At 71.2% G+C, this 25,077-nt stretch carries 22 protein-coding genes, 1 pseudogene and 1 riboswitch; of the genes and pseudogenes, 11 read left to right on the forward strand and 12 right to left on the reverse strand.

What is annotated here, in order from left to right; all coding sequences use genetic code 11:
- Nucleotides 1–49: 49 nt before the first annotated feature.
- Nucleotides 50–1,816, reverse strand: coding sequence for a hypothetical protein (locus tag IPK24_12795; protein ID MBK8076411.1), 1,767 nt, complete (start codon nucleotides 1,814–1,816; stop codon nucleotides 50–52).
- A gap of 383 nt (nucleotides 1,817–2,199) precedes the next feature.
- Between IPK24_12795 and IPK24_12800 the strand changes: the two genes are divergently transcribed.
- Nucleotides 2,200–3,126 carry a PAC2 family protein gene (locus IPK24_12800; protein MBK8076412.1) on the forward strand — a complete coding sequence of 309 codons (927 nt, stop codon included), beginning with the start codon at nucleotides 2,200–2,202 and terminating at the stop codon, nucleotides 3,124–3,126.
- An 18-nt stretch (nucleotides 3,127–3,144) separates the two neighbouring features.
- Here the strand turns inward: IPK24_12800 and IPK24_12805 are convergent, their stop codons facing one another.
- From IPK24_12805 to IPK24_12835, 7 genes are all read right to left on the reverse strand, one after another.
- Complete coding sequence (locus tag IPK24_12805) at nucleotides 3,145–3,549, reverse strand: pilus assembly protein CpaE (GenBank protein ID MBK8076413.1); 405 nt, start codon at nucleotides 3,547–3,549, stop codon at nucleotides 3,145–3,147.
- A 32-nt stretch (nucleotides 3,550–3,581) separates the two neighbouring features.
- On the reverse strand, nucleotides 3,582–5,135 hold the full coding sequence (locus tag IPK24_12810) for an ATP-dependent DNA ligase (protein MBK8076414.1): 1,554 nt from the start codon (nucleotides 5,133–5,135) through the stop codon (nucleotides 3,582–3,584).
- Between the two features lie 29 nt (nucleotides 5,136–5,164).
- Nucleotides 5,165–5,767, reverse strand: coding sequence for a DUF937 domain-containing protein (locus tag IPK24_12815; GenBank protein MBK8076415.1), 603 nt, complete (start codon nucleotides 5,765–5,767; stop codon nucleotides 5,165–5,167).
- 39 nt (nucleotides 5,768–5,806) lie between these two features.
- Complete coding sequence (locus IPK24_12820; GenBank protein ID MBK8076416.1) at nucleotides 5,807–6,691, reverse strand: DUF1028 domain-containing protein; 885 nt, start codon at nucleotides 6,689–6,691, stop codon at nucleotides 5,807–5,809.
- Between the two features lie 3 nt (nucleotides 6,692–6,694).
- Nucleotides 6,695–7,918 carry a pyrophosphate--fructose-6-phosphate 1-phosphotransferase gene (locus IPK24_12825; protein ID MBK8076417.1) on the reverse strand — a complete coding sequence of 408 codons (1,224 nt, stop codon included), beginning with the start codon at nucleotides 7,916–7,918 and terminating at the stop codon, nucleotides 6,695–6,697.
- Between the two features lie 219 nt (nucleotides 7,919–8,137).
- On the reverse strand, nucleotides 8,138–9,586 hold the full coding sequence (locus tag IPK24_12830) for a cytosine permease (GenBank protein MBK8076418.1): 1,449 nt from the start codon (nucleotides 9,584–9,586) through the stop codon (nucleotides 8,138–8,140).
- Entirely contained in the window at nucleotides 9,583–10,395 is an 813-nt protein-coding gene (locus tag IPK24_12835; GenBank protein ID MBK8076419.1) for a purine-nucleoside phosphorylase, read from the reverse strand. The genes IPK24_12830 and IPK24_12835 overlap by 4 nt, the downstream gene beginning before the upstream one ends.
- Before the next feature lie 72 nt (nucleotides 10,396–10,467).
- Here IPK24_12835 and mgrA point away from each other — a divergent pair, with 72 nt between their 5' ends.
- Nucleotides 10,468–11,502 carry an L-glyceraldehyde 3-phosphate reductase gene (gene mgrA / locus IPK24_12840; protein MBK8076420.1) on the forward strand — a complete coding sequence of 345 codons (1,035 nt, stop codon included), beginning with the start codon at nucleotides 10,468–10,470 and terminating at the stop codon, nucleotides 11,500–11,502.
- Here the strand turns inward: mgrA and IPK24_12845 are convergent.
- Complete coding sequence (locus IPK24_12845; GenBank protein MBK8076421.1) at nucleotides 11,471–12,760, reverse strand: GNAT family N-acetyltransferase; 1,290 nt, start codon at nucleotides 12,758–12,760, stop codon at nucleotides 11,471–11,473. The two genes, mgrA and IPK24_12845, sit on opposite strands and share 32 nt — an antisense overlap.
- A 104-nt stretch (nucleotides 12,761–12,864) precedes the next feature.
- On the opposite strand from IPK24_12845, the gene IPK24_12850 reads away from it, so the two are divergent.
- From IPK24_12850 to IPK24_12870, 5 genes are all read left to right on the forward strand, one after another.
- Entirely contained in the window at nucleotides 12,865–14,601 is a 1,737-nt protein-coding gene (locus tag IPK24_12850) for a DUF885 domain-containing protein (GenBank protein MBK8076422.1), read from the forward strand.
- Nucleotides 14,602–14,615: 14 nt separating this feature from the next.
- Entirely contained in the window at nucleotides 14,616–15,755 is a 1,140-nt protein-coding gene (locus tag IPK24_12855; GenBank protein MBK8076423.1) for an alcohol dehydrogenase catalytic domain-containing protein, read from the forward strand.
- 1,110 nt (nucleotides 15,756–16,865) lie between these two features.
- Nucleotides 16,866–17,252 carry a DUF1232 domain-containing protein gene (locus tag IPK24_12860; protein MBK8076424.1) on the forward strand — a complete coding sequence of 129 codons (387 nt, stop codon included), beginning with the start codon at nucleotides 16,866–16,868 and terminating at the stop codon, nucleotides 17,250–17,252.
- A gap of 172 nt (nucleotides 17,253–17,424) precedes the next feature.
- Complete coding sequence (locus tag IPK24_12865) at nucleotides 17,425–18,528, forward strand: DUF4192 domain-containing protein (GenBank protein MBK8076425.1); 1,104 nt, start codon at nucleotides 17,425–17,427, stop codon at nucleotides 18,526–18,528.
- A 46-nt stretch (nucleotides 18,529–18,574) separates the two neighbouring features.
- A riboswitch (SAM riboswitch) is annotated at nucleotides 18,575–18,689 on the forward strand.
- A 35-nt stretch (nucleotides 18,690–18,724) separates the two neighbouring features.
- Complete coding sequence (locus IPK24_12870) at nucleotides 18,725–20,041, forward strand: bifunctional o-acetylhomoserine/o-acetylserine sulfhydrylase (protein MBK8076426.1); 1,317 nt, start codon at nucleotides 18,725–18,727, stop codon at nucleotides 20,039–20,041.
- A 59-nt stretch (nucleotides 20,042–20,100) separates the two neighbouring features.
- On the opposite strand, the gene IPK24_12875 is transcribed toward IPK24_12870, so the two are convergent.
- Nucleotides 20,101–20,595 carry an NUDIX hydrolase gene (locus IPK24_12875; protein ID MBK8076427.1) on the reverse strand — a complete coding sequence of 165 codons (495 nt, stop codon included), beginning with the start codon at nucleotides 20,593–20,595 and terminating at the stop codon, nucleotides 20,101–20,103.
- A gap of 21 nt (nucleotides 20,596–20,616) precedes the next feature.
- Between IPK24_12875 and IPK24_12880 the strand changes: the two genes are divergently transcribed.
- From IPK24_12880 to IPK24_12895, 4 genes and pseudogenes are all read left to right on the forward strand, one after another.
- On the forward strand, nucleotides 20,617–21,021 hold the full coding sequence (locus IPK24_12880) for a universal stress protein (GenBank protein ID MBK8076428.1): 405 nt from the start codon (nucleotides 20,617–20,619) through the stop codon (nucleotides 21,019–21,021).
- Nucleotides 20,957–21,616 (forward strand): Fe-S cluster assembly protein HesB, encoded by a 660-nt coding sequence (locus IPK24_12885; GenBank protein ID MBK8076429.1) that lies wholly within the window; start codon nucleotides 20,957–20,959, stop codon nucleotides 21,614–21,616. The genes IPK24_12880 and IPK24_12885 overlap by 65 nt, the downstream gene beginning before the upstream one ends.
- Before the next feature lie 280 nt (nucleotides 21,617–21,896).
- Nucleotides 21,897–23,156, forward strand: a pseudogene (locus IPK24_12890) (RNA polymerase sigma factor).
- Between the two features lie 366 nt (nucleotides 23,157–23,522).
- Nucleotides 23,523–24,161: a LysE family translocator gene (locus tag IPK24_12895; GenBank protein ID MBK8076430.1), complete on the forward strand. Its 639-nt coding sequence runs from the start codon at nucleotides 23,523–23,525 to the stop codon at nucleotides 24,159–24,161.
- Nucleotides 24,162–24,302: 141 nt separating this feature from the next.
- Here the strand turns inward: IPK24_12895 and IPK24_12900 are convergent, their stop codons facing one another.
- Together IPK24_12900 and IPK24_12905 are read right to left on the reverse strand one after the other, a co-directional pair.
- On the reverse strand, nucleotides 24,303–24,779 hold the full coding sequence (locus IPK24_12900) for a DUF456 domain-containing protein (protein MBK8076431.1): 477 nt from the start codon (nucleotides 24,777–24,779) through the stop codon (nucleotides 24,303–24,305).
- 53 nt (nucleotides 24,780–24,832) lie between these two features.
- A complete protein-coding gene (locus tag IPK24_12905) occupies nucleotides 24,833–25,063 on the reverse strand; it encodes a hypothetical protein (protein ID MBK8076432.1) in 231 nt (76 codons plus the stop codon).
- Nucleotides 25,064–25,077 lie beyond the last annotated feature (14 nt).

Here is a 25,077-nt window from a genome sequence, read left to right on the forward strand (position 1 = left end):
CGGCGGGCCGGCCGGCGTCCTCCACGAGGGTGTCGGGCACGGTCGCAGGTTAGCCGAGGAGCGCTGCGACGACGTCGGCCGCCCGGCGGGCGAGTCCAGGATCTGCCTGGCCCGAGGTGCCGCCCGCGACCAGCACCGCGAACGCCACCGAACCCTGGTACCCGGTGCACCAGCCATACGCGGGGGCGGTGGCGGCCGGCCCGTACCCCGCCGTTCCCCCGAAGGCGGACACTGCGCCCGAGGAGGCTGAGCGCAGCGGCGCCAGCGACTCGTCGAGGCTGACCGAGTCGCGCATCAACGAGGTCAGCACAGCCAGTTCACTGCTGGCGAGCTGGGCCTGCGGATCAGGTGTGGCAGCGGGTCGATCGCCGACCAGGGTGGGGGGATGGGCGACACCGGTGGCCACCGTGGCGCTCGCCCGGGCCATCGCCAGCGGGCTCACCAGGACCGTGCCCTCGCCGACGGCGTTCTGGACCTGTTCGAGGGTGGTGCGCGGGCGGGGGACGACGCCGTCGTAGGCCTGCGTGCCGGTATCGCTGGGTAGGCCGATACCGAGTGAGGTGGCGGCGTCCGGGAGGGCCTCGGCCGGCAGTGAGGCCGCCAGACGCCCCAACCCGGTCACGCACTCGCGGGCGATCCCGGTACCGAGGGGCACCGGGGAGGTCTGCGGCGCGGTGGCGGGATTGGTGAACCGTTGTCCCTCGACGTCGTACGGCCGACAGTCGAGTGCCAACGTGTCCAAGCCGGCGCGCCCGGCTGTCGACAGGTCCAGACCCGAGCCGCTGAACTGACCGGCCCGTACCGAGGCCAGGGTGGTCACCAGGCGTAGCGCCCCACCGCCCGGGTATCGGCCCTGGAGCGCCAGGTCGCGACCGTCCCCACCGGCGCTGGCGGCGGCGAGGATGCGGCCGGTCATCGCGTCCAGGGCGATCACCCCCACCGGCACCTTGGCGGCCCGGGCGGCCGCGTCGGCACGTTGCTGCCATCCCGGGTCCAGGCTCAGCCGTAGCGGCTTGCCCGGTACGGGGGGAAAGACGAACAGTTGGCGCACCAGGGGCTGCACCGGCGTGGACTCCCGCATCGGCACCGAGCCCACCTCGAGCCCTGCGGTCCCGGCGAGCTGCGCGTCGTACATCAGGTTCAGCCCGCTGGTGCCGACCACATCGCCGGCCACCACCCGATCCGGGTTCGTGGCGACCAGGTCGTCGGTCGCCGTGGCCACGGCCCCGACCAGGCGATCCGCTGCGCCGGTGGCCAACGGCCGGGCATCCGCCGCGAGGACCGGGGCGCGGTTGGCGCGTAGGCGTCGGGTCGTCAGGCGCAGACCCTCGGTCAGAGCGGGGTGAATCGCGCTGGGCCGCCAGAGGACTCGCGGCTGATCGTCGGTCTCGCGGATCGCGACCTCGGTGCGATAGGTCCAGGTGCGGTCGTGGCCGAGCTGCCAGCTCACCTCGAGGGTCTGCATCAGGTCGCCCGGCCGCAGGTCGGCCTCGGGCTGGGTGATCTGGCGGGGGTTGCCGACGGCCACGACCGTGACCGGGTGATCCTCGTCGTCCTCTGACAGATCCTCGACGATGCGTCGGGCCTCGGCAGCGATCTTGCGGGAATTGCCGTCGTCCAGGGCTGGTGGGCTGCTCGGGTCGTAGCTGACGTCGTCCAGCCGGCCGGCCTGCCAGGCCTCGGCGAAGTCGACGCCGATGGGCGACGGCTCGGGGTCGCCCGGGTCGGTCGGCTGGCGCCAGATGAGCACGGCGAGCAGGCCGAACACGGCGATCAACACGGCCCCGCCCGACGCGCGTGCCAGGCATCCCTTCACCTGGCACCTCCCTGGTCGTGGGCTGTCGGCGTCCCGGCCGCCGTGATGGCGACGGACGAGAACAACGCTATCGGCGCGGGTCCGGCGAAATGGTGCCGACGCGCACGATCCCGACCTACCCGCCGGCCGCCGTGACGTCCAGCCAGGGATCCTCCACGTCTCGGGACCAAAGTCCCAGGACGATCCGCGGGTTCAGGAGCACTGTGAAGTCGGCGGCTCGAACCGGCTCACCCAGGCAAGTGACCTAAAGCCACAGACCGAGCGCCGCGGCTCTGCGCAGACGCGGCAGCGGAGTTGGCGACGGTACCTGGTGAGTAACCGGTCCGAGCCGCTGAGCTTTGTCCGCAGCTCGTAGATCGCCGGCGGAGCCTATTGTGGACGGCATGCTCGATCCTCGCGGCTTGTACGCGTTCACGGCCGACCAGCCCGCCCCGGACGAACTGTCCGAGCCCGTTCTCCTGTTCTGCCTGAACGGCTTCATCGATGCCGGGCAGGCGGGACGCCTCGCCGCCGATCACCTCTTGGCCACCCTCGACCATCGGTTGCTGGTCTCCTTCGACCTGGATCAGCTGTACGACTACCGCGCGCGCCGACCGGTGATGACCTTCGACGGTGACCACTGGGAGAGCTACCAGGCCCCCAGCCTGAACATCTATCTGGCCCAGGACATGGCCGGAACCGGCTTCCTGCTCATGGTCGGCCCGGAGCCCGACGTGCAGTGGGAGCGCTTCGTGGCCGCGGTGACGGGGCTCGTCGAGCACTACGGCGTCCGGCTGTCACTGGGGGTCCACGCCATCCCCATGGGGGTGCCGCACACCCGACCGGTCGGGGTCACGGCGCATGCCACCCGGCCCGAGACGGTGTCGGACTACCGGCAGTGGGTCGGCCGAGTTCAGGTGCCCGGGCAGATGACCGGTCTGCTCGAGTTGCGCCTGGGCGAGGCCGGGCGGGACGCCGCCGGGTTCGCCGTCCATGTGCCGCACTACCTGGCGCAGAACGAGTACCCCGCTGCGGCCCAGGTGCTGCTGGAGTCGGTCGGTCGCCTCGCCGGGTTGCGACTGCCGACCCAGGCACTGGCCACCGCAGGCGAGAAGGTGCAACAGATGATCGCCGAACAGCTGGCCGATCAGCCGGATGTCGCCGCCGTGGTGCGGGCGCTGGAGGAGCAGTACGACACCATCGCCGCCGAGCAGGCCGAGTCCGTCGGGGGTGGGGTTCCGGCGGACCTGCCGACCGCCGATGAACTGGGCGCCGAGCTCGAGCGGTTCCTGGCGGCCGAGAACGAGCGGCGCGGTCGTGGCGAGGGGTAGCGCTCCGACGTCGTGGCCTCACAGCTCGGCCAGCACCGCCAGCAGCGCCGCGGCGTAGGCCTGCGCGGCGTCGGCGGCCGCGTGGTCGCGCTCGCCGTCCGGGGTGCGAACCGTCACGACGTAGTCGCCGTCGGCCCGGATCAGCCGGATGAACAGGCCACCCAGCAGATCGCGCAACTGGTGCTCGGCGGGTAGCCACAGCGCCTCCTCGGCCTGCACCGAGTCCAGCGCCCACTCGGCCACCCCGTTGAAGCCGATCACCGCTCCGGTGGGGAACTCGTGCACCTGCACCGTCATGTCCGAGAGCACGAACACGTCGCCGTCCATGTCGCGGTGCGGCAACACGAACCGATCACCCGCCGCAGGCGTCCAGCGCAGGCCGGCCGCGCGCAACGCCAGCGCCTGCGCCACGGTGATCCCCATGTCCGCTCCTCGTCCCGTTCGCGCTGCCCGGCTCAGCCCGGGTGGTGAGCGCGCACGGCCTCGACGGTGTCGGCCTGTGCGGCGGGTTTGTCCGGCCGGTGGGCCAGGACCCGGGCGAACCGCAACGCCATCCCGGTGGGGTAGCGCGACGAGGTCTGCACACCGTCGAAGGCCACCTCGACCACCAGCTCGGGGCGCACGGTGACCACGTAGCCGTCATCGGCGATCGCCAGGTCGGTCAGCCGCTCGGTCTGCCAGCGCAGCATGGCGTCGGTCAGGCCCTTGAACGTCTTGCCCAGCATCACGAAACCCCCTGGGGGGCCGTAGGTTCCCTGCGGGTCGCGGGCGCCCAGGTGCAGGTTGGACAGCCAACCGCTGCGCCGGCCATGGCCGCGTTCGACGGCCAGGATCACCAGGTCGAGGGTGATCCGGGGCTTGACCTTCACCCACGCCGCACCGCGTCGACCCATCGCATACGTCGCCTCCAGGGACTTGACCACCACGCCCTCGTGGCCGGCGGCCAGGGCGGAGGTCGCGAAGGACTCGGCCTGGGTGAGGCGCTGGGCCGGGGTCTCGCCGTCCGGCACCAGGCGTGGCACCACCAGCTCGGGCGGGGCCACCGAAACCAGGGCTTCGTGACGTTCACTGCCCGGCCGGTCGAGCAGGTCGGTGTCGTCCAGGTGCAGCACGTCGAACAGCCGGGTGCTCAGCGGCACCGCGGTCCGGGCCGTCGGGACGTCGCGCCGCGCCGTCCGCGCGGCCGTCACCTGGAACGGCAACGGGCGGGCATCCGGCCCGAGCGCGATCACCTCGCCGTCCAGCACCATGCGGCGCCCCGGCAGGGCACGGACCGCCTCGACCACCTCCGGGAGCCGATCGGTGACCTCGTCCAGGGTGCGGGTGAAGACCGCGATGTCGTCGCCGTCGCGATGCACCTGCACCCGCACCCCGTCCAGCTTCCACTCCAGACCCGCCGGGCCGGTGCGCTCCAGGGCAGCCGCCACGTCGGGGGCGCTCTGGGCGAGCATCGGCGCCAGCGGTCGACCCACCTGCAGGCCGAAGTCGGCCAGCGCCGCGGGTCCGGTGGCCCGCAGCGCCGTGGCCACCGCCGCCAGGTCGCCGGAGAAGGTCATCGCCCGGCGCACCTGGTCGAGCGGCACGCCGGCAGCGTGCGCCACGGCATCGATGACCAGGCCCTGTTGCGCCCCCTGCCGCACACCGCCGGAGAGCAGATCGCGCAGGAAGAGTTGCTCGACCGCTGTGGCCTGGGCCAGCAGGGTCAGGATCAGCTCCCGCCGCAGCGTGGCCGAGCCCGGCCCGGCGGCCGCGGCGGTCTGATCGAGCACCGCGTCGACCGTCTCGACGGTCAGGACGGCTCGCTCGGCCGCGGGGGGCAGCACGCGCAGGCCGGCCCAGCCCACACCGGTGCGGCGTTGGCGGGGCTGACCGGCGAGCCAGCTGACCAGGATCGGCAGATCGCCGAGGGATGCGGCACGCAGCCGCTCGGCCAACAGGTCGACCTTCACCCGACGTCCCGACGCGCCCGCCACCGCTGTGGAGGTGGCCGCGACGTCGGCGAGCAACATGTGCCGATCGTGGTCGGCCGGACCTGTGCTCAGCGGCGTCCGCCGCCGAGCAGCCCGCCGAGCAGGTCGCCGAGGTCGACACCGCCCGCGCCGCCGCCGGAACGGCCACCCAGCACCTGGCCGAGGATGTCGCCCAGGCCGCCGCCGGCCGAACCGCCGGCCCCGCCACCGAGCACGTTGCCCAGCACGTCGCCGAGCCCGCCGCCGGACCCCGCGGAGTTGCCGCCGCCGAGCACCCGCTTGGCGAGGTAGGACATCACGATCGGGGCCAGCATGGGCAGCAACTTGGCGATGAGACCGCCGCCGGCGCCGCTGGCGCCGGCGAGCTGGCTGACCACCTGGTCCTGCTGGTCGCCGAAGACGTGGCCGACGATGTTCGAGCCATCGGCGGTGTCGACCTGGCCGACGTCGAGGTTGCCGCCGAGCAGGTTGTCGAGCAGATCGTTGTCGTGCTGGCCGAGGGCCGAGGCCAGGGAGGCCGCACCGGCCGGGTCCTGAGCGTTGGCCTGCATGCCGCCGACCAGAGCGGGCAGCGCCACCCCGATGGCGTTGCGAGCGGTATCGGTGTCGACCCCGAGCCGACCGGCGATCTGGTCGACCGGGATCTGCTCGAGAATGTCGTCGAGGTTCATGGGGTGGTGTGCTCCTTGTCGCATCGGGTCGGGCGCAGCCTAGCCCGAGGCGTCGGCCGCTGCCCCCCGAAGATGATCGAGCAGCACGGGTTCGATCACACCGACGTGCAGCCGGTTCTCGAAGTTCTCCACCCCGGCCCACGCGCTCAGCCCGTCCGGCGACGGTGGGTAGCCGAGACGTTGCAGATGGCCGTCGATCTCCCGAGCGAGGTCACCTTCCACCGGGAGCCAGGTCCGTGGGTCACTGGGTGCGTTGTACAGGTCGTGCAAGGCCACGAGTCGAGCCAGCTCGGCCATCGGGTCCCGGTGATCGTCGACCCGCAGGTCCACCTCGTCGTCCGGGGCGACCTCGGTGCCGAACTCAGCCTGGTTGGCCTCGCGACGTGCGGTCGAGACGACGAACAGGCCGGCACTCTGGCGGCCGCGACGGTCGCCCCCGGCGGCGTCCCCGGCCTGGAGGACCTGCAACAGCCGGTGTGCCAGCGGGGTGTCGGCGTCCCCGCTCAACCAGGCCCGCTGCATGGCCTCGACCACGTCGGGGCCGGTCAGGATGTTGCCCTGGATGGCGTAGGCCTCACCCTGCTCACCCGGCTCGCTGCCCCCCGCGACGCCGCCTGCCCAGTCCATGCACCCGGCGCCGGTGTAGGTCACCCCGGGCCCGGTACCGGCCACCAGGCCGAGTTGGCGTTGGTCGCGCTGCGGGTCGGCGGCGGTCAGTTCGGCCACCACCCGGTCGGCCGACAGCCCGGCCTGCAATCGGGCCAGGCCGAGTGGGCGCCAGGCCAGGTTGCACCAGGCCTGGGTGGCCAGGGCGCCGACCCCCGCCCGAGCCGCGGCGACGGCGCTGGGGGCGGCCAGGTACTTGGAGGCCACGCCCACGCCCCAGCGTCCGTCGCGGGAGCGGGCGACGATCGAGAACGTCACCGGTCAGTGCTCGACGGTGAGACGCTCACCCTTGGGCTGGCCGATCGCGGCCAGCAGCTCGGTGAACCAGGCCTGGTCGGTGTCGAAGGCCTTGCCGCCCTTGATCCGCGGGAACTCACAGACCCGAAGCGTGTCGCCGGCGTCCTCGTCCTCGCCGACCACGCCGGACTCGCCGCGCATCGCAGCGTCCACGGCGAGGTCGGTGCACCGCTTGATCAGTGCCAGGTCCTCGGTGTTGGCGGCAGCCGACCGCGAGTAGTACCCGCTCTTCTGCACCATGGTCTTCTCGGCACCCACCAGCCCGGCGAACTGCTTGGCGAACCAGGCGCCGGGGTTGATGGTGTCGAGCTTGACGTGGCCGAACGCATCGCGCTGCGGCTCCTCACCGCGGGCGATCATCTCCTCCACGATGGTGCTGACCCCGGCACCCTCGGACAGGAAGATGTTCACGCAACCGAGCTCGTCCATGACCGCCGTGAGCCGCTGCGCCTCCTCGGCGAGGTCGAAGCCGAGCTCGGGGACGAAGACGGCGTGGACGTCCCAGCGGCGGGCGTCGTTGCCGAAGCCGGCGAACTCCTGGGTGCCCAGCCACTCGCGGTACTTGGCGGCGGTGGCAGCGGTGAGCCAGCCACAGTTGCGGCCCATGACCTCGTGCACGATCAGCATGCGCGGGTTCGAGGAGTGCTCGGAGATGATGTTCTTCGCGTAGACCGCGCCCTGCTCGGCAGCGGTCCAGGCGCCGAGCGACTGGCGGATCGGGATCACGTCGTTGTCGACGGTCTTGGGCAGCCCCACCACGGTCAGCTCGTAGCCGTTGCCGTGCAGGTAGGCGGCCAGGTCGGCGGCGGTGGTGTTGGTGTCGTCGCCGCCGATGGTGTGCAGCACGTCGACGCCGTCACGGGTGAGTTGCTCGGCCGCCACGTGCAACGGGTCCTGGCCCTCGGTGACCAGGCCACGCTTCACGCAGTCCTTGACGTTGGTCAGCTTGACCCGGCTGTTGCCGATCGGGCTGCCACCGAAGCGGTGCAACAGGTGGGCCTTGGCGCGCACGTCGGGCGTCACGGTCAGGTAGCGCCCGCCGAGCAGCCCGGCGTAGCCGTCGAGATAGCCGATGATCTCGACCTCGGGTGCCAGCTCGGTGTACCGCTCGATCAGGCCACCGACGGCCGAGGAGAGGCAGGGGGCAAGGCCCCCGGCGGTGAGCAGGGCAACGCGACGGACGGTCATGGCGATCTCCACGTACTAGGGCGAGCAGGACGGTCGACAGGACAACCGGGGCAACGCCGAGGCGGCCCGAACCGGGCCGGACCTGTCACCGACTCAGCCTAGTGCGATCTCCCGCCGTGCTGGCCAGGGGCGCGGCTGTGACGTGCGGGCAAACCCTGGGTGATCGGTAGCCGGTAGATCACTGTCCGTACTTGGCCGGCGGGAGATGCCGGAGGTGTCTCAGGCGTCTCGGCCGCTGCGCCGCGTCGTCCGGCCGAGGGCCAGTTGCAGGACGAACGCCAGGCCCAGGGCCGCCAGGACGCCGAGGTTCGCGTACGCCCAGGCGCCCTCCTTGCCGCCGAGGCCGAACGGGCCGAGCAGGTATCCCTGCCAGCCCAGCCAGCCGGCGTAGGAGTTGGTCACCAGACCCCAGCCGAGCAGGCTGGCGACCACCATGGCCCCGGTCCCGACCGGGTTGACGGCGCCGTAGTGGCCGCGGGCGTCGTAGAAGTCGGCCTCGCGGTACCCACCACGGCGATGGAGCAGATCGGCCAGGAACACCCCGCACCAGGCCGCGATCGGCACGCTCAGGGTGATCAGGAACCCCTGGAACGGGAAGAAGAAGCTGTCGGCGATCCAGACGAAGTAGACGGTGCCCAGGATCATCACCACACCGTCGATGCCCGCTGCAGCCCACCGGGGGATCTTCAGTCCGAGGGCCAACAGGGCGAGCCCGGAGGAGTAGATGTCCAGCACGGCCCCACCGATCAGGCCGCCGATGGCGACCACCGCGAACGGCACCAGGAACCAGGTGGGCAGTATGCCGGTCAGCGCGCCGATCGGGTCGGAGCTGACGGCCTTGTTCAGCTCCTCGTCCGAGGCCGCCAGCAGGACGCCGTAGAACACCAGGATCACCGGGGCGATGCTGGCGCCCACGGTGGTCCAGCCGATCACGCCGGCCTTGGACGACGTGCGCGGCAGGTAGCGGGCGTAGTCGCCGCCGGAGTTGACCCAGCCCAGACCGAATCCGGTCATGGCGAAGATCAGGGCACCGATGAACGCCTGGGTGGAGCCCGACGCCACGGCGCCGACCGTGTCCGCCGAGACGTGGCTCCAGGTCAGGGCGACGTAGCCGACGGTGAGAACGGCCAGTGCGATGGTCAGATAGGTCTGCAGCTTCATGATCACGTCGAAGCCGAAGACGCCGGCGAAGACGATGATCGCGGCGACCACGAGGAAGGCGATGACCTTGGTCGTGTTTCCCGAGCCCCAGCCGAGGCGCCCGAACACGGTGGCGGTGGCCAGCGTGGCGAGGGCGCAGAGCACCGTCTCCCAACCGATCAGCAACAGGTAGGACACGGCCGCCGGCAGCGCATTGCCGCGGACCCCGAACGCAGCACGGGAGACCACCATGGTCGGGGCCGAGGCGGCGGTGCCCGAGGTGGCGACCAGGCCCACGAGCACGAACGACACCACGGCGCCGACCACGCCCGCCACGATGGCCTGGGTGGCCGACACCCCGAAGGCGAGGATCCAGGCCCCGTAGCTGATACCCAGCACCGAGATGTTGGCTGCGCACCAGGGCCAGAAGAGATCTCGCGGGCGGCCCTTGCGCTCGCCCTCGGAGATCACGTTGATGCCATTGGCCTCCACGCCTCGGGGGGCCTCGACAGTGGGTTCTGTGCTCATGCGGAGCCTCCAGGGTCTGCTGCGAGTTGTGCCACGAGAGCGGCGATCACGCGCCCCAGCCGGGTCGCCGATGCTGCCGCCACCCGGATCACCTCCTCGGGGTCGATCGGATCACCGCTCGCCTCCACGGTGGTCACCACCGAGAGCGCCAGCACGTCGAGACCGGCCTCCCGTGCGGCGATCGTCTCGAGTGCGGTCGACATGCCGACGACGTCGGCGCCCAGGGTGCGCAGCGCCAGGGTCTCGGCGACGGTCTGGTAGTGCGGCCCCGGCAGCATCGCGTACACGCCCTCGACCAGGTCGGGGTCGAGCGCCCGAGCGCGGGCCCGCCACCCGGGCGAGTAGGCGTCGGTCAGGTCGACGAACCTCGGGCCGACCAGGGGTGAGCATCCGGTCAGGTTGAGATGATCCCTGACCAGCACACCGGTGCCGGTCGGCCACTGCGGGCGCAGCGACCCGTTGGCGCTGGTCAGCACGACGAGCCGGCAGCCCGCCGCAGCAGCCGTCCGGACGGTGTGCGCCACGGCGTCCGGCCCGTGCCCCTCGTACAGGTGCGTACGCCCGCAGAAGACCAGTACCCGGACGCCGTCCAGCAGACACGAGCGCACGACGCCGAGATGGCCCTCGGCCGCCGGGGCGAAGAAGCCCGGCAACGAGGCCGTCTCGAGCTCGGCGTGGAGCTCACCGAGGGCTTGCCCGGCGCCGGACCAGCCCGACCCGAGCACCACCACGGCATCGTGACGGGCCACACCGGTGCGCTCGGCCAGGGCGGCAGCCGCCGCACCGGCCCGCACGAAGGTGGGCGCCATCGGGTCGAACACGGGCACACCGTACTGGCGAGGCCCGACAGTGATGAGAAGGTTTCGCCCATGAACCTGCCGATGCCCTTCGTGCCCGCCCTCGCCCGTTACGACGACATGACCTACCGGCGATGCGGCCGCAGTGGCCTGCTGCTGCCGGCGGTCTCGCTGGGCCTGTGGCACAACTTCGGTCACGACGTCGGCCTCGACACCCAGCGAGCGATCCTGCGCCGGGCCGTCGACCTGGGGGTGAGCCATCTCGACCTGGCCAACAACTACGGGCCGCCCTATGGCGCGGCCGAGACGAACTTCGGTCGCATCATGGCCACCGACCTGGCGCCCTACCGGGACGAGCTGGTGATCTCGACCAAGGCGGGTTACGACATGTGGCCGGGGCCGTACGGCAACTGGGGCTCGCGCAAGTACCTGCTGGCCAGCCTCGACGCCTCGCTGGCCCGCATGGGCCTGGACTACGTGGACATCTTCTACAGCCACCGGGCCGACCCGGATACTCCGCTGGAGGAGACCATGGGTGCGCTGGACACGGCGGTCCGTTCCGGTCGGGCGCTGTACGCGGGGATCTCGTCGTACTCGGCTGAGCGCACCCGCCAGGCCGTGGCGATCTTGCGTTCGATGGGCACCCCGTTACTGATCCACCAGCCGAGCTACTCGATGATCAACCGGTGGGTGGAGGCGGGCGATCCGAGCCTGCTGGACGTGCTGGGTCAGGAAGGTGTCGGCTGCATCGCCTTCTCGCCGTTGGCCCAGGGCATGTTGACCGACCGCTATCTGGACGGCGTCCCCGCTGATTCGCGCGTCGCTCGCGGCGGTGCCTTGAGCGCCTCGATGCTCACCGACGACGCCCTGGCGCGGGTGCGGGAGTTGAACGAGATCGCCCGCGGTCGCGGCCAGAGCCTGGCCCAGTTGGCGTTGTCGTGGGTGCTGCGCGACGAACGCGTGACCAGCGTGCTGATCGGGGCCAGCAGCGTGGCCCAACTGGAGGCCAACGTCGCCGCCCTGCAGGGCGCGGCGTTGACCGACCAGGAGCTCGCCCAGATCGACCGGCACGCGGTGGACGCCGGCATCAATCTGTGGCAGGCCTCCAGCGACGCCTGATGCTGTGCGCCAGTCTGCGCGTCGTGTCCCGGGCGGTGGTCGGCAGGGTGGCATACACCGCTGCCGCCTGCTCCCGGGACCGAAGCACCACCCGCCCGGCGCGCGGTCGGCGTCCGCTCACCGTCAGGGTCCACGTCGGCGAGCCGACGCCGCCCAGGTCGCACTTGTAGCTCTCGGTCCCGCGCAGCAGGTCGTAGACCCGGATGCCCTGCTCGTGCAGGACCCGCATCAGCTCGAGGTGCGCGACGATCCCCGGCGAATACCGCATGGCCTCACCGGCGTCGTCCAGACCGCCGGTGTAGAAGTGGAACTCCTGCGCGTGGCGCAGTCCCAGCAGTGCGGCACGCCGGACGCCGTCCAGCACCAGGAAGGCGACCACCAGCCGATCCTGCGCTGCCAGGGTCGGCGCGGCGTCCCGCACCAGGCCGAGCACCTGGGGGTTGGCGAAGATGCCCGGCTGGCCGGCTGCCTCCCAGCGGCGCTGGTGCAGGCGGATCACGTCGTCCAGGTCCTGCTCGATGGTGTCCGGGCCTCCGGCCAGCTCCAGGTGGGCATCGTGCCGGGACCGCAGCTGGCGAAGGCGGCGGCCGATCTTGCCCCGGGTGACCGGGGGCAGGAGCTGCCAGGTCTCGTCCCAGGTCTCGGCCAGGACGACGCGCGGGCAGACCTCACCGGGATCACGCCGACACCGCAGTCCGGCCTCGCCCAGCGCCGCCTGCCAGGCCTCGAGCCACGGCCAGGTCTCGGGCAGGTCGCTCAGCACCAGCTCGTCGAACCCGCCGGCCCCGGCCTGGCCGGCCCACTGGGCGATGGACCGGGCCAACGCGCCGAGGGCTGCTCGCCCACACTGCGGGTCGGCGCTGATCAGCGGCGGCAGATAGTCGGTGTAGGGCACGCCGAGCGGGATGACCCTTCGGGTCCGGACGCCGGCCAGCCGCGTCGTCCGGACGGCCATCGGGGCGATCCCGGTGATCTCACCACGGTCTTCGACCACCATGATCGCCAGACGCAGTCCGGGGTCGCCCTCACCGACGTGTCGCCACCACGAGCGCATCCAGGCGTACGCCTGGAACGGGGTGGTGCTCGTCGGTGAGCTCTCGTGCAGCCGGGTCCAGGCCTCTGCCAAGGCGTCGAAGTCGGCCAGGGTGCCCACCGTGCGCACCAGCGGCCGACAGGGTTTCAGGACCAGGGTGTCGCGGGGCGCAGGCGACGGCGTGCGCGCGATGAGCGCCGGGCTCGTCCCTGGGCTGTCAAGCATCGACACACCCTAGTGACATTGGGGTGGTACGTCCGGTGTTTCGCCTCGAGCGCTACCCGGTCGGGTGCCCGGGCCCGCGCGGCCGGGTGGGGCATGATGCCGACATGAGCGCAGACGGGCCGCCGGTGACGACCGCTACGAGCCCTCGGGGGCTCGCCGACGACTACTTGGACAGGTTGGTCGAGCTCGATCCGGTGCTGGCCAGCTACCTCGGTGGCGCCGGGCGTCACGACGCATTGACCGACCTGTCGCCGACCGGTCTCGAGGCTCGGGCCGATCTGGCCGGCGCGACGCTGGCCGCCCTCGACGGACTGATGGCGGCCGCGCCGAACGGCGCCGAGGGCTGGCCAGAGAGCGAACGGCGGTGCGCCCGGCTGCTGCGGGAGCGGTTGACCGCGGCGCTGGCGGTGCACGAGACCGGGGAGCCCCTGCGCGACGTCGGCACCCTGTCCAGCCCGGTGCACGAGGTACGCGCGGTCTTCCTGCAGATGCCCGTGGCCACCGCCGAGGACTGGCAGGTCGTCGGTGCCCGATTGGGTCGGGTCGGGGATGCCCTGCACGGGTATCGCCAGAGCCTGGCCGAGGGTCTGGACCGGCACCTGGTGGCCGGCCCGGGGCTGGTCGACGCCTTGGTCGATCAGCTCGGCACCTGGGGCCGGGACGGCGGCTGGTTCACGGCCTTCGCCGGGCGCGGTGCCCGGGAGCACCCCGGCCTCGAGGCCCCCCTGGTCGCGGCGGCCCGCACGGCTGATCGGGCCGTCGCCGAGCTGCACGACTGGTTGGCGCGCGAGTACGCACCGCGCGCCGCGGCGTCCGGCAGCGACACGGTGGGGCCGGAGCGCTATGCCGTGCACGCGCGCCAGTGGACCGGTGCCGACCTCGACCTCGCGGAGGCCTACGCCTGGGGCTGGGCCGAGTTCGCCCGGCTCGATGCGCAGCTGCGCTCCGGGGCCGAGCGGGTGCTGCCCGGCTCCACCCCGCGGCAGGCGATGCAGCACCTGGACGATCACGGCCCGGCGATCGAGGGGGTCGACGCCGTCCGGGATCACCTGCAGGCGCTCATGGACGGCGCGATCTCTGCGCTGGACGGCGTGCACGTCGACCTGGCCGCTCCGCTGCGCCGGGTCGAGGCGATGATCGCGCCGGTGGGTTCGGCCGCCGCGCCCTACTACACGGCGCCGTCGATGGATTTCAGTCGCCCGGGACGGACCTGGCTGCCCACCCTGGGGCGCACCCGATTCCCCACCTGGGATCTGGTGAGCACCTGGTACCACGAGGGGGTACCCGGTCATCACCTGCAGCTGGGCCAATGGGTGTTCGTCGCCCCGCAGCTGACCCGGTATCAGTCGACCATCGGGTCGGTCGGCGCGAACGTCGAGGGCTGGGCCTTGTACGCCGAGCGGCTGATGGACGAGTTGGGCTTCCTCACCGAGCCGGGCGAGCGGCTGGGGTTCCTGGACGCCCAGCAGATGCGCGCCGTCCGGGTGATCATCGACATCGGGATGCACCTTCAGTTGCCGATCCCCGCCGATCAGGGAGTCGCCACGGCATTCCACCCGGGTGAGCGCTGGACGCCGCAGCTGGCGCGCGAGTTCTTCGCCGCGAACAGCGGCAGGCCGGGCGACTTCGTCGACAGCGAGATCATCCGTTATCTCGGCATGCCGGGGCAGGCCATCGGCTACAAGCTCGGAGAGCGGGCCTGGCTGGCCGGCCGGGACGCCGCCCGCGCCGCGCGCGCGGCTCGCGGCGAGACGTTCGACGCCAAGGCATGGCACATGGCGGCGCTGTCGCAGGGTTCGCTCGGCTTGGACGACCTGACCGACGAACTCGCGGCGCTGTAGCGGGAGCCGACACGATGCGCGCCGTGATCTTCGAGTCCTTCGGTGGCCCGCTCGAGGTGCGCGAGGTGGCCGACCCGGACTGCCCGGATCACGCGGTGGTCGTGGCCGTCGAGGCGACCGGTGTCTGTCGCAGCGACTGGCACGGGTGGCTCGGCCATGATCCCGACATCCGGTTGCCGCACGTACCCGGGCACGAGTTCGCCGGCCGCATCGCCGCGGTCGGTCGCGCCGTCCGGGGCTGGCGGGTGGGGGAGCGGGTGACCTCGCCGTTCGTCAACGGGTGTGGCCGGTGCGTGCATTGTCTGGCCGGGGACCACCAGGTCTGTCCGCAGCAGACTCAGCCCGGTTTCACCCGGTGGGGTTCGTTCGCCGATCTGGTGCTGGTCGACGCGGCCGAGGTCAACCTGGTGCGTCTGGCCGACCAGGTCGACGCCGCCTCGGCGGCGGCACTCGGCTGCCGGTTCGCCACGGCCTTTCGTGCCGTGATCGAGGTGGGCCGGCTGGGCGCCGGGCAGTGGCTGGCGGTGTACGGCTGCGGTGGTGCCGGGCTGTCGGCGGTCATGATCGGTGCCGCGACGGGGGCGCACGTGGTGGCGGTCGACGTCCGGCGCGAGGCGCTCGACCTCGCGGCCCGGTTGGGTGCCGCGCACACCCTGCAGATCCTGCCGGACGACGATCCGCTCGAGACCGGACGACGGGTACGTGAGCTGACCGGGGGCGGCGCCGAGGTCTCGGTGGACGCCGTCGGCAGTACCGGTGGCAGAACCGGCGGCGGTACCGGTGGTTCGGCCGGCTCGGGCGGCCTGGTGGCCCCGTCCCTGGTGGCGTCCGTGGCGAGCCTGCGGCCGCGGGGTCGTCACGTGCAGATCGGGCTGACGCCCCCGGTGCTGGGCTGGCCGCCGGTGCCGATGCACCTGGTGATCGCGGGGGAGCTGGAGCTGTTGGGCAGCCACGGCATGTCGCCGCGGTCCTATCCCCGGCTGTTGTCGCTGGTGGCCTCGGGCGCGTTGCGTCCGGCCGACCTGGTCACCCGCAGGGTCTCGCTGGAGCGGGCGGGTGCAGCACTGGCCGCGATGGGTTCGGTCGCGAGAACGACCGGGGACGCGGCGGCGGCATCCGGGCTGACGGTGGTGGAGCCGGCCGGGGCGCCATGAGCCGGGTCGAACCATCCGGGCTCCAGATCGGCGTCGTCGAACGGGTGACGGCCCGACCCGAAGGCCCGAGCCGCCTCGCCGTCCACCAGCCGGGCACGCACCGGGTCGGAGGCCAGTCGACGAGCCCATCCCACGACCGGCAGCGGGGAGTGCGAGGCGGCGATCACGACGTTGCCGTAACGCCGTCCGCGGAGCTGGCCCGGCTCGGCGACCAGGGCGACGTGCGCGAAGCTCTGCTGCGCCGTGGCCACTTCCCGGCGTGCGGTGGCCAACAACTCACCGTCCGCGAGATTGGCCACGTAGAGCCCGCCCGGTCGCAGGATGCGGGCCACCTCCGCCACGAACTGGCGGGTCAGCAGGTGAGGCGGCACGTTCGAGCCGATGAAGGCATCACGCACCACCACGTCGCAGCCGGCGTCCGCCTCGGCCGTGACCGCGGCTCGGGCCTCGCCGATGCGCAGCCGCAGGCGGGCCCGCGAGCGCAACCCGAAGGCCTGCTGGGACAGCTCGAGCACGCCGGGGTCGAGCTCGACGACGACCTGACGTGCCCGGTCGTGGGCTGCGGCCAGGTAGCGGGGCAGGGTGCAGCCACCACCGCCCAGGTGCAGGATGCGCCAGGTATCGGTCTCCTCTGCGGGCCGGGCCACGACGGGCAGGGATTCGATGCCGGCGACCAGCCAGCGGATGTACTCGAAGTCGAGCCGGGTCGGATCGTCCAGGTCGACGTGGCTGGACTCCATCCCGTTCACGAAGAGGGTCCAGCCTCGGCGACCGTCGGTATCGGGAACGAGGGAGGCCACTCCCGTGGCCACGGATCGGGTTCCGGCCACCGGACGCGGCAGCACACGGCGGGTGGGCACGTGTCCATCTTGGCAGGTGATCCGCCCAGAGGTCCCGGTGGAGGCCTCCCCGTGGCAGGCCTCCACCGGACCGTGTGGGACGGGCCTCCCCCCCAGCACGCCCGCGGACAGGAACCCGGTACCCCCGGCGCTGATACCCACGGCGAATGTGACGTGATGCACACTGGGCAGGACCGGGAACGCACGCTGCGCCGGAACACCGGCAGGGTCCGGGCTCGTTGAGTCGCTGACGATGAGCAGGAGGTCCTCCATGGCTGTCACGATTCGCCGGCGAGCGGCGTGGGCCGCGCTGTTCCGGGCGTTGCGCAGCGCGAGCGGCCCGGGCATGGGCGTCGGACCGCGGTTGCGGGCCGTGCCGCGCATGCTGTCGCTGGGGCTGAACGGCAGGTATCCGCACCTGGATCGTTCGCGGCTGCTGGCCGCCGGGCTCGGGCTGGTCTACCTGATCTCGCCGATCGATCTGATGCCCGAGGCCTTCCTGTGGGTCTTCGGTCTCGGGGACGACGCGCTGGTCGCCGCCTGGTTGGCCGGGGTCGTGCTGAGTGAGACCGAGACCTTCCTCGCGTGGGAGAAGGCCACCACGGGGCCGGGCGCCGAACCCGGGGTGCGCGTGGTCGTGGGCGAGGTCGTGGAGTAGGTCGTGGAGTAGGTCGTGGACCAGGTCGTGGAGGACTCGGTCGCGACCGGGAGGTGAACCGGTCTCGCAACGACGACGTCGTTGCGTGCACAGCCGAGGGACTTCGTCCCACTGTCCACAGCCCGGCAGGGACGTCGAGCGCCACCGGCAACGCCGGGCGCAGGGTGGCCGTATGGACACCATCGTCGCCGCCGACCCGGCCGACCTGATCGCTTACGCCTACTACCGCATCGGATTCCGTCCGCGCGAGAGTCTGGTGGTGATCGGCATGCTCCCCGCCCGATCCTCCGGTGAGGCGGGCCGCAACGGCGGGCCGGGCGGCTCCGGCAGATCCGGCAGGTCCGGGCGAATGCAGGTGGGTATGGTCGCGCGGCTCGACCTGCCTCCGGTACGGGAACGCCGGCAGGCCTTCGAGCACCTCGCGCGGCTGATGGCCGACCAGGATCACCCCGCTGCGGTCGCCCTGTTGATCACGCAGCGTCCGACCGACTCGCTGGTCAAGGCGTGGCGCAAGGCCGCACGCGCCGGCCGGCTGGGGGTGATGGACGTGATCACGGTCGATGACCAGAGCTATCGGTCCATCCTCTGTCGGGACGAGGGGTGCTGCCCACCCGAGGGCTTCCCGCTGGCGTCGGTGTTCGCCGGCCCGATGGCCGCTGACCTGGTGTCTCGCGGTCAAGCCCTGGTCGAGGAGGCCGACGACCTGGTGGCCGACGTCGCTCCCGTCGATCCGCTGCCGCCGGAGTTGTTCGTCGACGTCCCGAGCACCGCTGCGGTCCGCTTCGACCTGATGCGGCGCTGGGGCGACCTGGTGGCGGCACAGGGCGACCTGGTTCCGGCCGAGATCGACAGCGAAGACCTGGTCGATCTCGTCCAGGGGCTGGACGACGTGCGCTTCCGGGACGCCGTCCTGGTCGCCATGTCGGCGCCGACCGGGGCCGACGGTCTCAGCTCGGCGCGCCTGATGGCGGCGGGGGAGGCCGAGCGGGCCATGGCCGAGGCAGAGCGCCACCTTCCCGATGACGAGCTGCTCCGCCGCAGCCGGCGTGTGTTGGCTGCGGTGGCTCGGCGGGCGCCGGTCGGGCGACGTGCCGAGGCGCTGGGTGTCCTGGCCTGGGCGGCGTGGTGGCAGGGCGAACCGGTTCAGGCACGGCTGCTGGCCGAGCGCGCGCTGCAGGACCAGCCGCAGCACCGGATGTCCCACCTGGTGCTCGGTTTGGTGAGTGCCTGCATCGCACCGCCGTGGGTGGCCCGTCAGCGAGCGCTCATATCGTGAGACGGGGTTTCCCGTATCCCGACATCCGCGCTTACTGTTGCCGCCGGGTCAAGAGTGCCAGCGTCAAGCCCCGGCTCGCTGGCCGGCAACCCTCCTCCGCGGTGGGGTGCCCCGGGTGATGACATGGCCGGCCGCCGAGGTGGCGGAGGCAAGCGCGGGTCCCGGTGACGGGCCCCACGGCTCGAGGAGTAGTCGCATGAGTAACGGTTGGTCCTTCGAAACGCGTCAGATCCACGCCGGTCAGGAGCCCGACCCGACCACAGGGGCGCGGGCACTGCCGATCTACCAGACCACGTCCTACGTCTTCCGGGACACCGATCACGCAGCGAACCTGTTCGGACTCAAGGAGTTCGGCAACATCTACACGCGATTGATGAACCCCACCACCGACGTGGTCGAGAAGAGGTTGGCCAGCCTCGAGGGTGGTGTGGGTGCGCTCTTCGTGGCCAGCGGTCAAGCCGCCGAGACCCTCGCCCTGCTCAACCTGGCCGAGGCAGGCGACCACATCGTGGCCAGCCCGAGCCTGTACGGCGGCACCTACAACCTGTTCCACTACACCTTCCCGAAGATCGGTATCGAGGTCACCTTCGTCGACGACCCGGACGACCTGGACTCCTGGCGCGCGGCGGTGCGTCCGAACACCAAGGCGTTCTTCGGCGAGACCATCGCCAACCCCAAGCAGGACATCCTCGACATCGAGGGCGTGGCCGCAGTGGCCCACGAGGTCGGGGTGCCGCTGGTGGTGGACAACACCGTGGCCACGCCGTACCTGATCCGGCCGCTCGAGTGGGGCGCCGACATCGTCGTGCACTCGACCACCAAGTATCTCGGCGGACACGGCACGGCCCTGGGCGGGGCCATCATCGACGGCGGCAGCTTCGACTTCGCCGCATCACCCGATCGGTTCCCCAACTACAACCAGCCCGACCCCAGCTACCACGGGCTGGTGTATGCCCGCGACCTCGGCGTGGGCAGCGGGCTCGGGGCGAACCTCGCGTTCATCCTGAAGGCTCGGGTGCAGTTGCTGCGCGACCTCGGCCCAGCGGCCTCGCCGTTCAACGCCTTCCTGTTGGCCCAGGGGCTCGAGACGCTCAGCCTGCGCATCGAGCGGCACGTGCAGAATGCCGCGGCGGTGGCCGAGTGGCTCGAGCAGCGTGACGAAGTGGAGTCCGTGGCCTACGCCGGTCTGACCTCGAGCCCCTGGTACGAGCGGGGCAAGAAGTACGCCCCGAAGGGCACCGGCGCCGTCCTGGCCTTCGAGATCAAGGGTGGTGTCGAGGCGGGCAAGCGGTTCGTGAACGCCCTCGAATTGCACAGCCACGTCGCGAACATCGGCGACGTGCGCAGCCTGGTGATCCACCCGGCGTCCACCACGCACAGCCAGCTGAGCGCCGAGGAGCAGATCGCCAGCGGGGTGACCCCCGGTCTGGTGCGGTTGTCCGTGGGCATCGAGAACATCGCCGACATCCTGGCCGACCTCGAGACCGGCTTCCGCGCGGCCAAGGCCGGCTGACTCGTCACGATCGGCTGAGTCGGCCGAGCCGAGCTCGGTGAGGCCGGTGGTCGGGGCTGTCAGGTCAGGTGGGCGAGAGCCCGCGACAGCTCCGGCCACGCGGCGTCCAGGGCGGGGTGCAGCGGCAGCGCCGGCACCTCGTCCAGGCTGACCCACCGCAGCTCTTCGCTCTCCGTGGTGCGCACCGTGACGTGCCCTGGACGGGTGGTGCGGGCCACCACGTAGGTGTAGCTCCAGTCGCCGTGGTCGACACCGTCGAGCTGGGCCAGCACGGTGAGGTGCTCTGCCTCGGCGCCGACCTCCTCGGCCGCCTCGCGCAGGGCAGCCGTGACCACGTCCTCGTGACTGTCGCGGGCGCCGCCGGGTAGTGCCCACAAGCCGCCTTGGTGGACCCAACCGGCCCTCAGCTGCATCAGCGCCCGCCGAGATGACGGGGTGCCGTGGAGGACAGGGTCCGGGTCGCTGAGCAGCAAAAGTCCCGCCGCGCCGAAACGGCCCCAGTGCTCTGCACCGCATCGACAGGCGACCCAGCCGTTGCCGTCGTGCGCTGCCATGCCCTCACGGTAGGTTGAAGCATGCCTGTCGTCGTGGGATATGTGGCTACTCCCGAGGGCCGCGCCGCGCTGCGTCACGCTGCCCGGGAATGCCGTCTGCGCAACACCGACCTCGTCGTGATCAACTCGAATCGGGGTGGGCGGGATCTCGATGCCGACGAAGCGGTCCGGTATGAGCGCGATGTCGAGTACATCCGGACCCAGCTCGATGCGGACGGGGTCACGTACGAGGTCCGCCAGTTGGTGCGTGGCATGGACCCTGCCGAGGACCTGATCGCGGTGGCCGTCGAGGTGGACGCCGATTTCATCGTCATCGGTCTGCGTCGCCGGACTCCCGTGGGCAAGTTGATCCTCGGGTCCAATGCGCAACGGATCCTGCTCGAGGCGCCGTGCCCCGTCCTGGCCGTCAAGGCCGAGTCCGACTGAGCGCGGCGACGTGACGACCCCTCGGCTGGTGCTGGCTCAAGAGCCGGCGGCTGACGACCTGCTGTCGCGCGACCCGTTCGCCCTCCTGGTCGGCATGCTGCTGGATCAGCAGTTTCCGATGGAGCGCGCCTTCGCCGGGCCGGCATTGATCGCCGAGCGGTTGGGCGTCGATCGGCTCGACCCGGTCGAGGTGGCGGCCCAGGACGAGCAGACCTTCGTGGCGCTGATGACCGGGCCTCCCGCCGTCCACCGGTATCCCGGCAGCATGGCCGGGCGGGTGGTGGCGCTGGCCCGGCACATCGTCGAGCACTACGACGGTGACACCGCGGCGCTGTGGCGGGAGGCAGCCAGTGGCGCCGAGCTCGTGGCGCGGCTGAAGGCGTTGCCCGGTTTCGGCCAACAGAAGGCCGCGATCTTCCTGGCACTGCTGGCCAAGCAGCTCGGGGTGCGTCCCGAGGGGTGGCAGCGGGCCGCAGGAGACTACGCCCTGGACGGCTATCGGTCGGTGGCCGACGTGACCGATGCGGCCTCGCTGCACAAGGTGCGTGAGCACAAACGGGCTGTCAAAGAGGCGGCCAAGGCCACGCGTGGATGACTCGCCCTGGGGGAGCGAGCTTTCGATGTGCTGTGGGTGCACCTCACATGCCAGAATGACGAGTTGACCCGTTGGGGCATGTCTTCGCGTGCCTGGACGTTGTCCCCGGTGTTCCATCCTTCGCGACGAAAGGTCGTCCGTGTCGTCGGTTCCGGCTTCCGTGTCCGCTCCCGTCCCCTCTGAGCACGAGGGTCCCCTCGAGGCGGCTTCCTCGGGTGGTGGTGTGCTCGCTGCTGCCGGTGCGACGGCCAAGGCGACGGTGAAGGCGACGGTTCCGGCCAAGCGGTCCAGCCGCGCAGCGACCTCTGACGATGCCGCCGAGGGTGTCGCCAAGCCGGCCAAGAAGTCCGCCGCCAAGGCTCCTGCCAAGGGGCGTGGCGCCAAGGCCGCCGCCGCGGGGACGGACGAGGTGCCGGTGGCCGCCGACGGGGACGTCGAGTTGGAGGCCATCGACGAGACCGAGCTCGAGGTGGCCGAGCCCGATCTGACCGACATCGTCGAGGCGGAGGAGACCCCCGAGGTCGTCGCCGCCGTCGAGGCCGAGGCCCCCGCCGCCGTCGAGGAGGAGGACGCGTTCGTCCTGTCCGACGACGATGACGATGCCCCGGCGCAGCAGGTGGCCACGGCGGGCGCCACGGCCGACCCGGTCAAGGACTATCTCAAGCAGATCGGCAAGGTGGCGCTGCTCAATGCCGAGCAGGAGGTCGAACTGGCCAAGCGCATCGAGGCCGGCCTGTTCGCCGAGGAGAAGCTGAACTCCGGCGCCAAGCTCGAACAGAAGATGCGCCGTGAGCTGTACTGGATCGCCGAGGACGGGCGCCGCGCCAAGAACCACCTGCTCGAGGCGAACCTGCGGCTCGTGGTCTCGTTGGCCAAGCGCTACACGGGACGCGGCATGTTGTTCCTGGACCTGATCCAGGAGGGCAACCTGGGTCTGATCCGCGCGGTGGAGAAGTTCGACTACACCAAGGGCTACAAGTTCTCGACCTACGCCACGTGGTGGATCCGGCAGGCGATCACCCGCGCGATGGCCGACCAGGCCCGCACCATCCGGATCCCGGTGCACATGGTCGAGGTCATCAACAAGCTGGCCCGGGTGCAGCGTCAGATGCTCCAGGACCTGGGCCGCGAGCCCACCCCGGAGGAGCTGGCCAAGGAACTGGACATGACCCCCGAGAAGGTGGTCGAGGTTCAGAAGTACGGCCGTGAGCCGATCTCGTTGCACACCCCGCTCGGCGAGGACGGCGACAGCGAGTTCGGTGACCTGATCGAGGATTCCGAGGCCGTCGTCCCGGCGGACGCCGTCTCGTTCACCCTGCTGCAGGAGCAATTGCACTCGGTGCTGGACACCCTGTCCGAGCGCGAGGCCGGCGTCGTCTCGATGCGCTTCGGCCTGACCGACGGCCAGCCCAAGACGCTGGACGAGATCGGCAAGGTCTACGGCGTCACGCGAGAGCGGATCCGCCAGATCGAGTCCAAGACCATGTCCAAGCTGCGCCACCCCAGCCGCTCCCAGGTCCTGCGCGACTACCTCGACTGAGCAAACCCACCCCAAACCTGCTCATGCTCCGCAGGTGACGCGTCGTCCGGCCGGAAACGGTCTGAAAAGCGTCATCTGCGGAGCATGAGTCGTTCTCTGCGGAGCATGAGCAGGTTTGGGTTCGGGGGCGCAATTCAGGGGTGATGGTGATCGAGGTCCCACGAAGGCCTGGGCCACGTCGTAGGACTCGGTCTCGAAGCGGACCTGGGGAGTGAAACCCGAACTCTGAGCTTCGCGGTCGAGCTGTTACCGCGCGGCGTGGCCGGCGCGGATCACATCATCTCGAAGGTAGACGGAAGAGAGTTGACTTTGTTTGGTTCCTGGGTGGAGTCAGGCTGAGATACCGACTCATTCAGGAGGGCCACCGTGCCGATCCGGCTACCCGCGTTCGTCGCCACCTGTTGGCTGCTGGCCATGGTGCCGGGGGCCGGGCAGGCCCTCATGCTGCGCCAGGCGTTGGCCGGCGGACCGCGGCTAGCCTGGATCAGCATCGCGGGCACCTGCACCGGCCTGCTGATCTGGTCGACCACGGCGGCCGGTGGCCTCTCGGCACTGCTGTTGGCCAACCCGAGCGCCTACGCGGTGTTGCGCGTGGGGGGCGGGCTGGTACTCGCGGTCCTCGGGGTGAACAGCCTTCGGGCCATGTGGCGCAGTCGGCGTAGCGAGGGCTCCTCCACGGCCCGCGATGAGTCGACGCAGTCGACGACGGATCGGCCCGGGGCCTACCTCGCCGGGCTGGCCACCAATCTGGGCAACCCCAAGGCGGGAGTGTTCGCGATCTCGCTCATTCCGCAGTTCATCGCGCCGCGCGGGTACGTGTTCGCCAGTGGCGTCATGCTCGGCGCGGTCTGGGCGCTGACGACGTCCGCCTGGTACGTGGTGTTCGTGGGTGCGGTCGAACGCGGCCGGGCGCTGGTCACCCGACCGGCAGTGGACACCTGGCTGCACGGGCTCACGGGCGTCGTCCTGCTGGTGCTCGGTGGTGGGGTTGCCTTCGCCCTGTGACCCCCAGCCCAACCTGCTCATGCTCCGCAGGTGACGCGTCGTCCCGCCGGATTCGGCCTGAAAAGCGTCAGCTGCGGAGCATGACCCGTTCCCTGCGGAGCATGAGCAGGTTGGGATGGGGTTGGGGTGGGGTGTCCGGGGTCAGGTGACGATCAGGGCTGCGGCCCAGGTGACGGCGATGAGCAGGCCGGCGAGCAGCTCGATGAGCATGCTCAGGCCGACCGCCTTGAGGGCAGCCACGGTCGAGGGCCAGGCGGCGGAGTTGTCGTCCAGGCGGATCCGCTCACCCAGGTAGACCCCGGCGACGAAGCCCACGAACAGGCCCAGCACCGGGATCACGACGAACCCGACGATGCCGAGAAGGGTGCCCAGACCGAGACTCGACCAGGGCACGCCGGCCTCGCGCAGCGTCCGTCCGGGCACCAGATACTTGATCACCGAGCCGATCACCATGATCGCCGTGGCGATGGCGAGCGCGGTCCAGGCGCCGCCGGTGCGCAGCGAGAGTGCCCAGATCAGGACGCCGGCCCAGCTCAGCAGCAGGCCCGGCAGCACCGGGACGACGATGCCGATCAGCCCGGCCACGATCAGGACGCCGGCCAGGATGGTGATCCCCATGGCCTGGAGCCTAGGTGGTGCTGCGTCTGCTCACCTGTCGGACGCCGACGACCTCAGCGCTCGTCGTCCGGCGCGGTACCGGGCGTGGACTCGACCAAGCGGCCGGTCTCGTCGTGAAAATGGACGGCGCGCTCGCGCAGTGCGCCCTCGTGGGTGCGGCCGTGGTGAGCGCAGAAGAGCAGGTCGGCTCCACCGGGCAGGACCACCCGGATGTAGGCGCGGGCGCCGCATCGGTCGCAGCGATCGGCCGCGCTGAGCGCAGTTGGGGCAAGGGTGGCGTTCACTGCGGGCCTCCTTC

This window comes from Kineosporiaceae bacterium (genome assembly GCA_016713225.1).
Classification (GTDB): Bacteria; Actinomycetota; Actinomycetes; order Actinomycetales; family Kineosporiaceae; genus JADJPO01.